This window comes from Glutamicibacter sp. X7 (assembly GCF_054889245.1).
In genome coordinates this window covers 604,343-616,975 of record NZ_CM142678.1, presented here as the reverse complement: position 1 = coordinate 616,975, position 12,633 = coordinate 604,343, and the positions used below count along the sequence as shown (strand labels likewise).

Sequence of the window (12,633 nt, the reverse complement as noted above, 5' to 3'; positions counted from 1 at the left end):
CGTATCCTCTTACTTCGCTGCGTAGGCCAGCTCGGCGGCCTTGTCGGCGCCCTCATCCATGGTTGCGGCCAGGGTCACCAGCGGGTGGTTGGCCTCGGAGAGGATGCGGCGACCCTCTTCGACATTGTTGCCGTCTAGACGGACCACGAGTGGCTTGTTGGCCGAGTCACCCAGGGTGTTCAGCGCACCGACGATGCCGTTGGCTACTGCGTCACATGCGGTGATACCGCCGAAGACGTTAACGAATACGCTCTTGACCTGTGGGTCGTTGAGGATGACGTCCAGACCGTTGGCCATGACCTCGGCCGAGGCGCCGCCACCGATGTCCAGGAAGTTCGCTGGCTTGACTGCGCCGTGGTTCTCGCCCGCGTAGGCCACTACGTCCAAGGTGGACATAACCAGACCGGCGCCGTTACCGATGATGCCGACTTCGCCGTCGAGCTTGACGTAGTTCAGGCCGGTTTCCTTGGCCTTGGCTTCCAGCGGATCGGCTGCGCCCTTGTCCTCGAGTTCCTCGTGAGCCGGGTGGCGCACCTCGGAGGCGTTGTCGTCCAGGGAGACCTTGCCGTCCAGCGCCACGATGTCGCCGGCGCCGGTCTTCACCAGCGGGTTGACCTCGACGAGGGTGGCATCTTCTTCCTTGAATACCGTCCACAGGGTCTGCAGGGTCTCGGCAACCTTGCCACGCAGCTCTTCGGCGAAGCCTGCGGCCTCAACGATTTCGGCTGCCTTCGCTGCGTCGATGCCCACCAGCGGGTCAACGGCAACGCGGGCCAGCGCCTCCGGGCGCTCCTCTGCCAGCTGCTCGATTTCCATGCCGCCCTCAACGGAGCACATGGCCAGGTAGTTACGGTTTGCGCGGTCCAGCAGCACCGAGAAGTAGAACTCCTCGGCAATGTCGGCGCCCTGAGCAATCATCACCTTGTTGACGGTGTGGCCCTTGATATCCATGCCGAGGATGTTGCTGGCATGCTCGAAGGCTTCGTCGGCAGTCTTAGCGACCTTCACGCCGCCAGCCTTGCCACGTCCACCCACCTTGACCTGAGCCTTGACGACAACTACGCCGCCGATCTTCTCGGCTGCTGCTTTGGCTTCTTCAGGGGTGTAGGCGACGATTCCGGCGAGCACGGGAACGCCGTGTGCCTCGAATAGATCGCGCGCCTGGTACTCATACAGGTCCACGGGTTTGTGTCCTTCGTTCGAAGTTCATGCTGACTCGTGGCGCGAACATGCCAAAACATGCCACGCCATAGAGAGCGCACGCAACTGAACGGCCATGTTCAAGCGCCGTAGCCCGTGCGCACCTCTCAGACTAGCCCTTCATCCCGCAAGTTCCCAGTTTTACAGCGTGTAGAGAAAGCTCAAACGCGCTAAAAATGCGCCCGGCGGACACCGAGACCGAAGCTAAAGGTGCGGATCAGTCTATGATTTCCAACGGGGCGTAGCGTAGTAGCAGTCGCTTCTCCGCCTCGGGAAATTGGACTTTCGCCACAGTCTTGTCGCCTGCCCCTTCCAGCGCAATGACCACGCCTTGGCCAAAACTAGCGTGTTTGACCTGCTGCCCAACCTTGGGAATGACGATTTCCTTTTGCTGTTGGACACGTTGTTTGGACACGGTCAGCCCCGGACGAGTGACGGATCGGGTGTTCCCGCCGGCACTTGCACCCCAGTGCGATCCGCCGTCGAAACGGCTGGAAGTGAAATTCGACGCACCCGTACTCAACCAGCTAGTGGCCGAACCTTCTCGCTTCCAATCGATCAACGTCTCGGGCACTTCCCCGAGAAATTGGCTCGCCGGGTTGTACTGCGACTGCCCCCACAGACTGCGTTGCTCAGCCCTGGAGAGGTAGAGCCGCTGGCGCGCCCGGGTCAGCCCCACGTAGGCCAGTCGCCGCTCTTCGGCGAGCTCCTTCTCATCGGTCATCGAACGCTGGTGCGGGAACACCCCGTGCTCCATGCCCGTCAGGAATACCACCGGGAATTCCAGGCCCTTGGCGGTATGCAAGGTCATCAGCGTGACCATGCCCTCCTGTGCGGCCATATCGGCACCTTCGGCGTCGGTAGGCTGTTCCGGAATCTGGTCTGCGTCAGCGACCAGCGCAACACGCTCGAGGAATCCTTCAAGCCCGCCTTCCGGTTCGTCCTTGACATAGTCACGCACAACGGCCACCAGTTCGGCCAGGTTCTCCACGCGCGACTCGTCTTGTGGGTCGGTGGAACTGCGCAAGGTCGCCAGATACCCGGTCTGCTCCAGTACAGCCTCGAGTGCCTCGGCCGGACCCGATCCTTCGGCCACGGTGTGCAGGTCGTCGATGAGTTCAACGAAGGCCCCGACCATTTTGATGCCACGGGTTCCTAAGCCCGGCGCTTGGTCGGCTTGGCGTAGTGCCTGCATGAATGTCAGGCGTTCGCGTTCGGCGAGCGCTGCCACGGCACCTTCCGCACGATCACCGATGCCGCGTTTGGGTTCGTTGAGGATTCGGCGGACGTTGATGTCATCATCGGGGTTGACCAGGACGCGCAGGTAGGCCAGCGCGTCTTTGATTTCCTTACGGTCGTAGAACTTGGTTCCACCGACAACCCGATACTTCAGGTCCACGCGCATCAGCTGTTCTTCCAAGGCGCGCGACTGCGCATTGGTGCGGTAGAACACCGCTACATCGCCGGGGCGAATCTGCTCTTCGTCGTTGAGCCGCAGAATCTCTTCGGCGATCCAACGTGCCTCGTCGCTTTCGTTCTCGGCGACGTAACCGACGATTTTCTCGCCCTCACCGCTTGCGGTCCAAAGCCGCTTGTCATTGCGATCCGGGTTGCGTTTGATGACCTCATTCGCCGCGGTCAGAATGGTTTGCGTAGACCGGTAGTTTTGCTCGAGTTTGATGGTGGCCGCGTCGGGGTAGTCTTTCTCGAACTCCACAATGTTGCGAATATCGGCCCCGCGGAATGCATAGATCGACTGATCCGAGTCACCCACCACGGTGAGCTCACCGGGCGGAGTCAGGCCGTCTGGGCCGGTAAGTTCACGCACCAGAGCGTATTGCGCATGGTTCGTATCTTGATATTCGTCAATCAGCACGTGCCGGAAACGCCGCCGGTAGTTGTCGGCCACGGCCGGGAAGGCGCGGAACATGTACACGACTTGGCCGATCAGGTCATCGAAGTCCAGCGCGTTGGCCGAGCGCATTCGTTGAGCGTATCCCCGGTAGACCTGGGCGACGGCCCGGGCAAATGGGTCGTTCTCATTGATCGTCGCCGCATAGTCTTCCTCGTCAATGAGCTCGTTCTTGAGCGAGGAAATCTTGTGTGCCATGGATTTGGCAGTAAACCGCTTCGGGTCGATATCGAGGCCCTTGGCCACCATCGTGATCAGGCGCAATGAATCGGCCGAATCGTAGATGGAGAAATTGGATTTCAGACCGATGGCGGAGGCTTCACGACGCAGAATTCGCACGCAGGAGGAGTGGAAGGTGGAGATCCACATCTTATTCGCGTTCGTTTCACCGATCAGTTCGGAAGCGCGTTCGCGCATTTCCGCTGCCGCCTTGTTGGTAAAGGTAATAGCAAGAATTTCATGTGGCCGTGCTCGCCCCGTCGCTAAGAGATAGGCGATGCGGTGGGTAAGCACACGAGTCTTGCCCGATCCCGCTCCCGCAACAATCAAAAGGGGGCCGCCCTGATAGCGCACGGCTTCTTCCTGCTGCGGATTCATGCCTACGAGCAACTCGTCGGCGGTGGGCATCACTGGTGCCTTAGGAGCCTGGGAAAAGTCATCGAAAAGGAAATCCATGGTCCTGACAGTCTACGTGGGGCGTCGGACAGTTGGCCTCCCGAGCCACCATAATGGGGGTATGGCTAAAAAGATCAAGAAGAGCAAAGTGTACCGTCGCCCGGACAACACCGCGCCGACGCAGCCAGCGGCGGCGCCGACTCCCTCCCCGAGCAGCGACGCTAAGTCCAACCCGATGTTGCTGATCTCCGCCGGTCTTTTTACCGCTGTGTTTCTCTTCGTCTACTATCACGTGCTGACGTTGAACCAAATGACAGACCTCAGCAACGGGTTAGCCATGCCCGATCAGCGTATCTTCGGGTACACCCTCTCCGATATCCAGGCGTTGAAGTCGGTCATGGATGACGATGCCATCGGGCAGTTGAATTACCTGCACAAGACGGCCGGCTTGCTCTTCCCGTTGATCGCGGCCTTGTTTTCGATGCTTGCGCTGGCTCGCTGGATACCGGTGCGGAAGCAACGCTGGCTGGCTTTTAGCGCCCCGCTACTTTTTGCCGTCAGCGATATCATCGAAAACTTTGTGATCGATGCGTTGTTCACCGGCGATCCCACGGCCGGTGCGGTGTTTGTCGCTTCATTGCTCACGACGGTTCGCTGGGTAACCCTGCTGATTACCGCGGCCCTAGTGGTTGGATTCGCTATTCGCCGTATTCTTGCGACGGTTAGATCCAAAATCGCCGAGGCCCAGGGCTAGGTTCGGGTCTAATTCACGGCCTAGGAGCGCAATAGGATACTGTTAAAACGGCTCTTCGGGGCCGTTGCCTCTGTAGCTCAGTAGGATAGAGCGACCCTCTCCTAAAGGGTAGGCCGTCGGTTCGATTCCGGCCAGGGGCACACTCACTACGGGCGTCGCTTGCGCTGGATTCTCCAGTCAAGCGGCGCTTTTTGTTGTAGATAACGACCACTTAGGGCATATGGCGCAAAGGTCCCGCTCAGGAATTCCCGGGCGGGACCTCACGCTTTGCTTTCCGGCTATTAGCGCAGAAGCAACGCGGTTGCCTTTGGCGACAACGACGCGTCCATCACGACGCAGGCACCGCCAACGGCGCCGACCTGCGACCCGAGGGTAGAGGTGCGAGTGGTGACATCATGCACACCGCGCAGCGCGAAACGACGCTGAACTGCCTCGTTCACTTCGTCCTCAACAAGCTCTCGTACGACATCCCACTGGGGCCCACCAAAGACGACTTCACGCACGTCGAAAGTGTTTGCCAGCTGACCGGCGACTTCGCCGACCTTGACTAAGCAGTCCACAAGAACTTCCTTGGCTACAGCGTTGCCGTCCTTGGCCAGTTCCACGAGCTGCTTCATGCCTTCGGCGCGCTGCTCGGGGCCCATGACCTCAGGGGTAGGCAGGTTCAGTCCGCGTTCGTTACCCACCTTGGCGAGGTATTCGTAGGAGGTTCCTGCCGCGAGGCAGTCATCCGCGCCACACTCTTCGCAGCGTACGGACTTGTACCCGGTGGACAGGTGCCCGATCTCACCGGCGTTGTTGCTCGAGCCGCGGTGCACGTCCGAGCCGAGCACGAGGCCAGCGCCGAAGCCATGGCCGCAGTACACGAAGACGAAATCCTGCTCCTGATCTTCACGTGCGTGCCAGAGTTCCCCAACAGCCGAGGCGATGGTGTCTTTCTCGATGATTACCTGCAGGCGTAGCAGCTTACGCAACGGTGCGACAAGTTCAACGTCGGCCCAGCCGTCCAGCAGCGGTGGGTTCAGTACGATGCCGTCTTCAACGTTCACCGGGCCAGGTACGGCAATTCCGACGCCGACCACGTGCTTCTTCGGCACTCGGATCTCTGCGATGAGCTCCTTGACGTTGGTCGCCATGGTCTGGATGGTCTCGGAAATGACCTCCAGGTTCGGGGTTTCAATCTTGCGCTGGCGAATCACTTCGCCGCGCAGGTTCATCACCACGAAGGTGATAACACTTGGGTCCAGGTGGATGCCGATGGAGATCAGGCGATTGCCTTCAAGCTCCAGTACGGTACGTGGTTTGCCTGGACCGGAAACGATGGTGCGATCCTCGCGGACGATTCCATCGTCCAGAAGTCGACGCACAACATTCGAAATGGTCTGTGGTGAGAGTCCGGTGGATCCAGCGAGTTCAACTCGGCTGATCCCGTCCGGTGCTCGGCGGATGGATTCCAAAATTACGGCCTGGTTAAAGTCCCCAAGACGGCCTAGGTTGGTACCCCGTTGCATATGACTGCTCCATTGGTCTCTAAATTAGATGGATCGATCTTTCGTTCCAATGCTCTTGGTTGCTGGCGAGCTCTATGCGGCCCCTGAGTGCGAGTCGTGGGCCAGAATTCGTCTCAACTAAAAACGTTGGAGATCCTCCTCAGCACGTTACCACCTCTGACACATAATCACACGCGATATGCTGATTAAGTGGAAAACATTTTGACTATCGCGGCCGCATGTTTAGTGAATGATGATGGGCAAATCCTTCTCGTCCGCAAACGCGGCACGTCGTATTTCATGCAGCCTGGCGGCAAGCTAGAACGAGGCGAATCGGCTCGATCGGCCGTGCGACGCGAAATCCAGGAGGAGTTGGGCCTTTGCTTCGAGGAGGCTGATCTCGAAAATTGGGGCCTTTGGGAAGGACCTGCCGCCAATGAATTGGACACCTCAATCGTGGCTCACCTATTCAAGTCAGCATTCCACGGTCAGGTAAAACCGCAAGCTGAGCTGGAAGAAGTTCTCTGGATAAGCCCAGAGTTGGCGCTCGCTCGCGATGATATTGCGCCGTTGCTCCGCGACCGAGTTCTTCCCAACCTCATTGCCGAGCAACGACAGCAGGCAACGAGCCGCTAACCCCTCAATAAGTTTTTTCTCCGTGTAAATACTTTCTGATGCCTCGTCGCGGCGAACTCGAGCACTGCCTAGGACGAGCCGGATTCCTGAAACTGGGTGCGATAGAACTGAGCGTAGTGCTCTCCTACGGCAAGCAACTGCTCATGGGTACCGCGTTCGACGATACGCCCATCGTGCACCACGAGAATTTCGTCCGCATCACGGATGGTTGAAAGCCGATGGGCAATCACCAGCGCGGTGCGCCGCTCCAGGGCACGGGTGAGTGCCTGCTGCACAAGTCGCTCATTCCGCGAATCGAGCGCGGCGGTCGCTTCGTCCAGAATCACGAAGCGTGGGTTCGACAGAATCATACGGGCGATAGTCAGTCGTTGCCGTTCCCCGCCCGACAGTCGGTAACCGCGCTCCCCCACGACAGTATCGAGACCGTCGGGCAGGCTCTGCACATGCGCCCGAAGCTGGGCATCGCTCAACGCCTCCCACAACTCTTGCTCACTTGCTTCGGGGTTTGCTAGCAGGAGATTTGCTCGGATCGTCTCATGAAGCAGGTGGCCATCCTGCGTGACGACGCCCAAGGCGGCGTGCAGCGACTGCAAGGTCACCTCTCGAACGTCGCGGCCACCAATCTCCACGCTTCCGGAGCTCACGTCGTAGAGCCGTGACGCTAACTGGGCAATCGTGGACTTTCCGGCTCCCGAGGAACCGACCAATGCCACCGTGTGTCCAGCGGGCACCTCAAAGTCGATGTCATGGAGCACCTGCTCGCCCCCGCGAGTGTCGAGCACCGCAGTATCTTCCAACGACGCAAGCGACACCTCCTCGGGACTGGGGTACGCGAAATTCACGTGGTTGAACCGCACGTTGAGTTCCCCGGCAGGAAGCTCGCGCGCATCATCGCGGTCTTTGATTAGCGGCTCAAGATCAAGCACCTCGAAGACTCGATCGAAACTCACCAACGCGCTCGTGATCTCGACTCGAGCATTGGCCAGTCCCGTCAGCGGTGTGTAAAGGCGCACGATGAGCATGCCTAGTGTCACGACGTCGCCTGCGGCCATCTGCCCGCGCAGCGCATAGAACCCGCCAAGTCCGTACACCATGGCCAGCGACAGGGCGGCCACGAGGCTCAACGCGGTAACGAAGGCGAACTGGCGGATGGTCATCTTCACGCCGATATCGCGCACCTTATCTGCGCGCAAAGCAAACTGTGCGGACTCCTCGGCGGGACGACCGTACAGCTTGATCAAGGTGGCACCTGGCGCAGAAAAACGCTCGGTCATCTGCGTACTCATAGACGCATTCAGGTCTGCAGATTGCTTCCGCAGCCCAGCGAGTGACCGACCGAAGCGGCGAGCTGGAAGCACAAAAATCGGAAACAACAGCAAGGCCAGCAGGGTAACCTGCCATGAGGTGGTGAACATGACAACCGCCGTTAACACCAGTGAAACCGCGTTGGAGACGATACCCGACAGCGTTCCCGCGAAGGCCGCTTGCGCGCCAATCACATCGGAATTAAGACGAGAGATCAGGGCCCCGGTCCGCGTCCTAGCAAAGAACGCGACCGGCATGCGTTGCACGTGATCGAACACCTGAGTGCGTAAGTCAAAGATAATGCGTTCGCCAAGGTTGGAGGACTGCCAGCGCACCAACATCGACACAACGGCGTCGAGCACCGCAACACCCGCGATGATCATCGCCAGATTGCGTATGGTCTCCCAACTGTCTTGCCCAACAATCGCATCAACCACTCGGCCGGCCAACACCGGGGTGATCACCGCGAGCCCAGCAGAAATAATCGAAAATAGGACGAAGATGACCAGGCGAGGCTTGTAGGCGGCGGCAAAACGTAGCACACGTCGCGGAGTCCGCTCGTCGTACGCCCGTTCGGAACCTTCGTGCTGAAGTTTCCACAAAGAACTCCACGCCGCATGTTCCATGCTCATAATCGCCGCACCCGCTTCCTACCTAGGCCAAGATCCCTAGGCATAACTCTCTAGGCGGCGATTCTATTTCTCAACTAGCCTGCAAGTACTCGTTCCACGTCTCATCGATGCGGTCCAGGCCGCTGATCAAATGCCCACCGTAGCTGGGCTCACGCGGGGTAAATTTGAGTTTCCACCCCAGCTGGGCCAGCGTCTTGTCCGCCTTACGGCTGTTGCAAGGCAGACAGGCTGCTACCAGGTTCTCCCACGTATTGAGCCCGCCGCGCGACCGCGGTATCACGTGGTCTATGGTGTTCGCCGCGCGTCCACAATAGGCGCAACGAAAGTGGTCTCGACGAAGAACGCCCCTACGGGAGACATGGTTCATGCTCCTGTAGGGGCGTCTAACATAACGCTTGAGAACTATAACTGTGGGCCGCGGCAGCTGGCCGTGCGTGCTCCGCACAGGTGCTGCAACATCCTCGACCACGATGCTAGCTTTCTCGGCTAGCACAAGAAGGAGCGCTCGACGAAAGGTAACCACGGCGAGTGGCTCGTACCCTGCGTTCAAAACCAGTGTTCTCATGCGCGTGCTTCTTTCCGGCGTCTGCTGTGCACCTCTTTCAGTGCAGTGCCTGTTTCGCTTCGTCTACTCATTCCACTTGTAGCCTAGGCGAAGACTAGTACTAATGTCAGCGATACGGTCCCTGACAAAGAACATTTCACCTACGTTAGGACAAAAGTTCACCGTAGAAAAGACGCGGCCCCCGAAACCGTGAGGTTTCGGGGGCCGCGTCAAAGCTATGATTCTAGCGAGCCAGGGTGTAGTAACCGTAGAGCGGGTTACGGGTCACCGAGTGGATCATGGTGTCCACAGTCGGGTTCTGCGCGCCAATCATCTTGCCGCCACCTAGGTAGATGCCAACGTGACCGCCACCGTTCTGGAAGACAAGGTCACCCGGCTTCGGGCTGCTGGTGCGCTTGAACTGGCCGGAGCCCAGAATTGCCGAGGTACCACGGGCGATGTTGATGCCGTGCTGAGCGTAAACGTACTTCACGAAGCCCGAGCAATCCCAACCGGAAGGCGAGGAACCGCCCCACACGTAAGGAACGCCGACGTACTTGGCTGCGGTCGCAGCAATACCCGACAGGCTGGAAGTCTGGACGCTGGATTCTTCCTTCGTCACAGTGCTCTGCGTGGTTCCGGAAGTGTCCTGGCCACCGTTGCGGTTCTGGCGGGTGGTCGGAGCCAAGCTTCCGCCACCGTTGGAGTTGCTGCTGGTGGTAGTGGTGGTGGACCCACCGCTACGGTTCTGACGAGTCGTCGGAGTGATGTCGTTGGCCACGGCCACGACTACAGGCTCCGGCTTCGCTTCAGCGGTGAAGCCGGCGCGTTCAATCTGAACCTTCTCAGACTTGTCGCTGGCAACCTTCACTGCCTTGACGGAAACTCGTTCCGGGTTAATGGTGTCAACCGGGGATGCGGAAACATCGCGCGGTGCGGTGGCCTGGCCTGGCACACCCAATGCGACGATCAAACCGGATGCGGCAGCTACTACTGCTGCCTGGCGTCCAACCGATCCTGCATTCGAGGACACTGCCTGAGAGATAACCTCAAGCGGGTTGGTGCTTGCCGATGGGGCGCGGTGGCGTCCCTGCGACTGGCGCTTGGTCACGATAAAGCCTCTCCTTGATACCTACGAGGTAAGCTGTCGGGTTCGAAGTGGAGTTACCTCGGTGGATTCGAAGTTTCCTTCTCTTCCACTTCACCCCTAGGGTTATTGGCCTAGCCAATCACCCGATGTTGGTTCCCCCGCCACTGCCGTACGAGTTGTGTATAACTACCACCGCGTGTTGACAGTGCTCGGTTCTCACGCGATGTTGCCCAGCGATTCCCTGGGCACGAGTTCAAGTCTATAGGAGCGAACTCCAATTGTCACATTTTGGTCACGAATTGGTGACCAAGATCGTTATAACCAGCCGCGCGGGTCCTTGAAGTCACCATCGACGATGACCTCGAAGTGCACATGGCACCCCGTCGAATTGCCGGTAGTACCGCTCAATGCAATGAGATCGCCTCGCTCGACTTTATCCCCCACATTGACCAAAAGCTGCGAGTTGTGGCTGTACCCAGTCTCAAGACCGTTGCCATGTTCGATTGTCACGCGCTTGCCGGAGTGACCAGCCCAGCCCGCAACGGTAACAGTTCCGGCCGCAGAAGCCCGCACCTCGGTGCCGCACGCTACGCCGTAATCCATGCCGCTGTGAATCATGTAACCGGGTCCGGTCGGGTTCTTGCGGTGTCCAAAGGGAGAAGTGATGCGGTTTGAGTTCACCGGCGCATTTAGCAGACCAGCCGACTCAATAGCCGTTACATCGCCACCTGAAGCGGACATGACCTCGGAGAACTTCTCCTCAGCGGCAACTTCCGGATTGCGCTCAGACTTAAAGGAAGCTCGCTGAACGTCAAGCCCACCAGCATTTGGAGCCTTGACGTCAACAACCGCCGAGTTCGCAGCGCGCTCAGCCTGGACAGTATGTTCTTGCTTGTCTACCGAACTTGCCAATTGCGGACTCACCGCGGCTAGGGCAAGACCGGACACGGCGGCCACTGCGGCAACCTTGTGCGTAAATCCTAGGTTGAGGCTCTTCTTCGGAGCTAGCTTGAGCTCCTGAACCAGAGCACCATTAGCTTCATTGACACTCGGCGTCGGCGCCGGGAAGGCAATGACATTGCCTTCAACCGATTCTGCGGCATGCAGATCCGCCTGACGAGGAGCAACACCGTATCGACGCACCGTTTCGAAACGGCGGCCGACATAATTGGCATGGGTGGGCGCAGGCGCCTCCATGGAGACCTCGGCTACGCGTCGCGCACGACGTCCGCCAACCTGCTCGGTTGCGGCCGCGGCAATTTCTTGCACCTCGTCTACCTTGGTCGCCGCAGCACGGCGCCCCGAAACGTTGGTTTCTGCCAAAACTTTCCCTCTCACGTTCGCGCCTGCGAAGTTAGCTGTCGGGTTCGGCCCCTGAGAAAAGGCCTGCCATGATCCCCCAAGAACATGGCTTCACCCCAAGACGCAGTCGCGCCAAAAGATGTGGGTCCCCCGCTATTGCCCTACTTTTGTCCCTAACGCATCCGGACACAGGGCAATACTCGGCGGTAGTGTCCGGAATTAGCAGTCCACACAGACGTGCGGAGCCATATCTAGCCTACCGGTCGAACGGTAAAGTTACAATTTCGTTATCTTTTGAGAGAGCGCACAAAGACGTGGCTACTGACCTCTACCGGTAGCTCCAGAGCCCCTTCGATGCCATCCACACGGACCACGACATAGTCATCCGCGCGCTCCAGGGTGACGACCGCACCCGGAGTAATTCCACCTTCATTCAGTTGTCCGAGCAGGATTGGGTCGGTCTGAATGGGCTCGGCCAGACGCTCAATGGTAACCGGCCCGTGATTGCCCTCGAGTAGCGCGGTATCTAGATTCTGCACGTCAACTGAGATTTTGCTCACATTGGGGCCACCGAGAACCTCGAGACCCGGAATCGGGTTACCGTACGGCGAAACCGTCGGGTTGCCCAACAACTCGTAAAGGCGACGTTCGACGCGCTCACTCATCACGTGTTCCCAACGGCACGCTTCCTCATGGATGTATTCCCAATCCAAGCCGATCATGTCCGCTAGGAGTCGCTCCGCGAGTCGGTGCTTGCGCATCACGCTCGTTGCCAATTCGTGACCTTTTTCGGTCAAGGCAAGGTGACGATCCGATGACACGACTAATAAACCGTCACGTTCCATACGCGCCACGGTCTGGGAAACAGTTGGTCCCGAATGGCCAAGACGCTCCGCGATACGTGCACGCAGCGCGACGATCTCCTCTTCCTGCAATTCGAGGATGGTACGCAGGTACATCTCTGTGGTATCGATGAGGTCAGACACGGTAGTCGCTCCTGGGAATTAACATCAGTTCAAGGTCGCTTAGGAAAACGAGACGTCATAGTCCACTCTACTTGCTTAGACCGCCAGCTCGCCTTTCAACGCTCGATGTTGCACCGGCGTAACCCAAGCTCCCGTTTTCCCCAACGGCCACCGCTATTTGCGAAGAT

Annotated in this window: 10 protein-coding genes, 1 tRNA gene and 2 riboswitches; of the genes, 3 read left to right on the top strand and 8 right to left on the bottom strand. The window is 58.8% G+C overall.

All coding sequences use genetic code 11. The annotated features are described in order from the left end of the window. Positions 1 to 9 precede the first annotated feature (9 nt). Positions 10 to 1,182 carry an ADP-forming succinate--CoA ligase subunit beta gene (gene sucC, locus ACYU0X_RS03155; protein ID WP_309408831.1) on the bottom strand — a complete coding sequence of 391 codons (1,173 nt, stop codon included), beginning with the start codon at positions 1,180 to 1,182 and terminating at the stop codon, positions 10 to 12. A gap of 235 nt (positions 1,183 to 1,417) precedes the next feature. Then, positions 1,418 to 3,787 carry a DNA helicase PcrA gene (gene pcrA / locus ACYU0X_RS03150; protein WP_461902110.1) on the bottom strand — a complete coding sequence of 790 codons (2,370 nt, stop codon included), beginning with the start codon at positions 3,785 to 3,787 and terminating at the stop codon, positions 1,418 to 1,420. A 61-nt stretch (positions 3,788 to 3,848) separates the two neighbouring features. Between pcrA and ACYU0X_RS03145 the strand changes: the two genes are divergently transcribed. After that, positions 3,849 to 4,481 (top strand): hypothetical protein, encoded by a 633-nt coding sequence (locus ACYU0X_RS03145; protein ID WP_418908378.1) that lies wholly within the window; start codon positions 3,849 to 3,851, stop codon positions 4,479 to 4,481. A 66-nt stretch (positions 4,482 to 4,547) separates the two neighbouring features. Further along, positions 4,548 to 4,621 (top strand) — tRNA-Arg (locus tag ACYU0X_RS03140). Between the two features lie 141 nt (positions 4,622 to 4,762). Here ACYU0X_RS03140 and ACYU0X_RS03135 read toward each other — a convergent pair. Beyond that, positions 4,763 to 5,992, bottom strand: a complete 1,230-nt coding sequence (locus ACYU0X_RS03135; protein WP_418908377.1) for an ROK family transcriptional regulator — start codon at positions 5,990 to 5,992, stop codon at positions 4,763 to 4,765. Positions 5,993 to 6,181: 189 nt separating this feature from the next. On the opposite strand from ACYU0X_RS03135, the gene ACYU0X_RS03130 reads away from it, so the two are divergent. Further along, positions 6,182 to 6,607 (top strand): NUDIX hydrolase, encoded by a 426-nt coding sequence (locus ACYU0X_RS03130; protein ID WP_418908376.1) that lies wholly within the window; start codon positions 6,182 to 6,184, stop codon positions 6,605 to 6,607. Between the two features lie 68 nt (positions 6,608 to 6,675). Here ACYU0X_RS03130 and ACYU0X_RS03125 read toward each other — a convergent pair whose 3' ends face one another. The 5 genes from ACYU0X_RS03125 to ACYU0X_RS03105 form a co-directional block, all read right to left on the bottom strand. Next, positions 6,676 to 8,544: an ABC transporter ATP-binding protein gene (locus ACYU0X_RS03125; RefSeq protein ID WP_418908375.1), complete on the bottom strand. Its 1,869-nt coding sequence runs from the start codon at positions 8,542 to 8,544 to the stop codon at positions 6,676 to 6,678. Between the two features lie 70 nt (positions 8,545 to 8,614). Next, positions 8,615 to 8,911: an HNH endonuclease gene (locus ACYU0X_RS03120; RefSeq protein ID WP_418908374.1), complete on the bottom strand. Its 297-nt coding sequence runs from the start codon at positions 8,909 to 8,911 to the stop codon at positions 8,615 to 8,617. A 421-nt stretch (positions 8,912 to 9,332) separates the two neighbouring features. After that, entirely contained in the window at positions 9,333 to 10,199 is an 867-nt protein-coding gene (locus ACYU0X_RS03115) for a C40 family peptidase (RefSeq protein WP_418908373.1), read from the bottom strand. 3 nt (positions 10,200 to 10,202) lie between these two features. Further along, a riboswitch (cyclic di-AMP (ydaO/yuaA leader) is annotated at positions 10,203 to 10,371 on the bottom strand. A 122-nt stretch (positions 10,372 to 10,493) separates the two neighbouring features. Continuing rightward, on the bottom strand, positions 10,494 to 11,501 hold the full coding sequence (locus tag ACYU0X_RS03110; RefSeq protein WP_461902109.1) for a M23 family metallopeptidase: 1,008 nt from the start codon (positions 11,499 to 11,501) through the stop codon (positions 10,494 to 10,496). A gap of 5 nt (positions 11,502 to 11,506) precedes the next feature. Continuing rightward, a riboswitch (cyclic di-AMP (ydaO/yuaA leader) is annotated at positions 11,507 to 11,663 on the bottom strand. A gap of 104 nt (positions 11,664 to 11,767) precedes the next feature. Further along, positions 11,768 to 12,466: a metal-dependent transcriptional regulator gene (locus ACYU0X_RS03105; RefSeq protein WP_309408842.1), complete on the bottom strand. Its 699-nt coding sequence runs from the start codon at positions 12,464 to 12,466 to the stop codon at positions 11,768 to 11,770. Positions 12,467 to 12,633 lie beyond the last annotated feature (167 nt).

Coding starts and splice junctions, on each gene's coding strand:
- ACYU0X_RS03135 (WP_418908377.1), bottom strand. CDS start 5,992: ATGCAACGGGGTACCAACCTAGGCCGTCTTGGGGACTTTAACCAGGCC.
- ACYU0X_RS03120 (WP_418908374.1), bottom strand. CDS start 8,911: ATGAACCATGTCTCCCGTAGGGGCGTTCTTCGTCGAGACCACTTTCGT.
- pcrA (WP_461902110.1), bottom strand. CDS start 3,787: ATGGATTTCCTTTTCGATGACTTTTCCCAGGCTCCTAAGGCACCAGTG.
- ACYU0X_RS03125 (WP_418908375.1), bottom strand. CDS start 8,544: ATGAGCATGGAACATGCGGCGTGGAGTTCTTTGTGGAAACTTCAGCAC.
- ACYU0X_RS03145 (WP_418908378.1), top strand. CDS start 3,849: ATGGCTAAAAAGATCAAGAAGAGCAAAGTGTACCGTCGCCCGGACAAC.